Source organism: Oleiphilus sp. HI0080 (genome assembly GCF_001635135.1).
On the sequence record NZ_LWFU01001081.1, the window covers coordinates 1 to 1,287 of the forward strand.

1 protein-coding gene and 1 pseudogene are annotated in these 1,287 nt (G+C 45.4%); one reads left to right on the plus strand and one right to left on the minus strand.

From position 1 onward, the window contains the following. Positions 1-192, minus strand: a pseudogene (locus A3751_RS19935) (diguanylate cyclase response regulator); the annotation flags it as partial. A 268-nt stretch (positions 193-460) separates the two neighbouring features. Here A3751_RS19935 and A3751_RS19940 point away from each other — a divergent pair. Next, positions 461-1,287, plus strand: an 827-nt coding sequence (locus A3751_RS19940; protein WP_304439063.1) for a DNA gyrase subunit A, incomplete at its 3' end; no start/stop codon positions are given.

Sequence of the window (1,287 nt, forward strand, 5' to 3'; positions counted from 1 at the left end):
TCCGTCTGGTGCGTCGGGTAGATTTAGGTCTACGAGTGCTGCAAAATACGCCGATCTATTGCGCTCGAGAAGTGTGCGCGCTTCTGCGGCGGTGGTCGCGATATCATAGTCAAGACTGGGATGCTCTTTTAAAAGATGCTTTAAGATTTTTGCGACAATAGAGCTGTCTTCAACGATTAAAAATTTAGGCATAACCGACGCTTTTACTCGAATATTTACCAAGATAATGTCTTAAGCGTAGTCTTTGTTTGCATAGTCTCCAATTTTTGCGTTTAAACGCACTCTCAGGGGCTCTAAATGCTCACTTTTAACAGACCGTTATGGTAGTATGAGGGCACTTTTAAATGCGCCTGAATCGGCGCTGCAAAGAGTGGTGCAAAACACGCCTAAAACTGCGTTTAGTATTTTTGCCCCACCTAAATAACGATAACGACTTTTATCAGAAAGGAATGCACTCCAGATGAGTGATCACGCTAAAGAAATCCTTCCCGTAAATATTGAAGACGAGCTCAAACAATCCTATTTAGACTATGCGATGAGTGTCATCGTTGGTCGTGCTTTGCCAGATGCGCGAGATGGCTTGAAGCCAGTGCATAGAAGGGTTCTATTTGCGATGAGCGAGTTGAACAACGACTGGAACAAAGCCTATAAAAAATCGGCGCGTGTGGTTGGTGATGTCATCGGTAAATATCACCCTCATGGCGATTCTGCAGTTTACGATACGATCGTACGAATGGCTCAGCCTTTCTCGCTTAGATACATGTTGGTCGATGGCCAGGGGAACTTTGGTTCGATTGATGGCGATAATCCTGCTGCGATGCGATACACCGAAATTCGTATGCAGAAACTTGCTCACTCTCTCCTTGCTGATCTGGATAAAGAGACGGTCGACTATGTTCCCAACTATGACGGCACAGAGCAGATCCCTGAGGTTATGCCGACGCGCGTTCCAAATCTATTGGTGAATGGGTCGTCTGGTATCGCCGTTGGTATGGCAACAAACATTCCACCTCATAACTTGAATGAAGTGATTAGTGGCTGTTTGGCTCTTCTTGATAATTCGGAAATTTCAACGGATGAACTCATGGAGTTTATTCCAGGTCCTGATTTTCCTACGGCCGCGTTCATCAATGGACGAGCGGGTATCGTACAGGCTTATCGAACAGGTCGAGGGAAGATTTATCTTCGAGCGCGTTATGAGGTTGAGGTTGACGCGAAAGGTAAAGAGCGGATCGTTGTTACAGAGATTCCTTATCAAGTTAACAAGGCGCGGTTGATTGAAAAAAT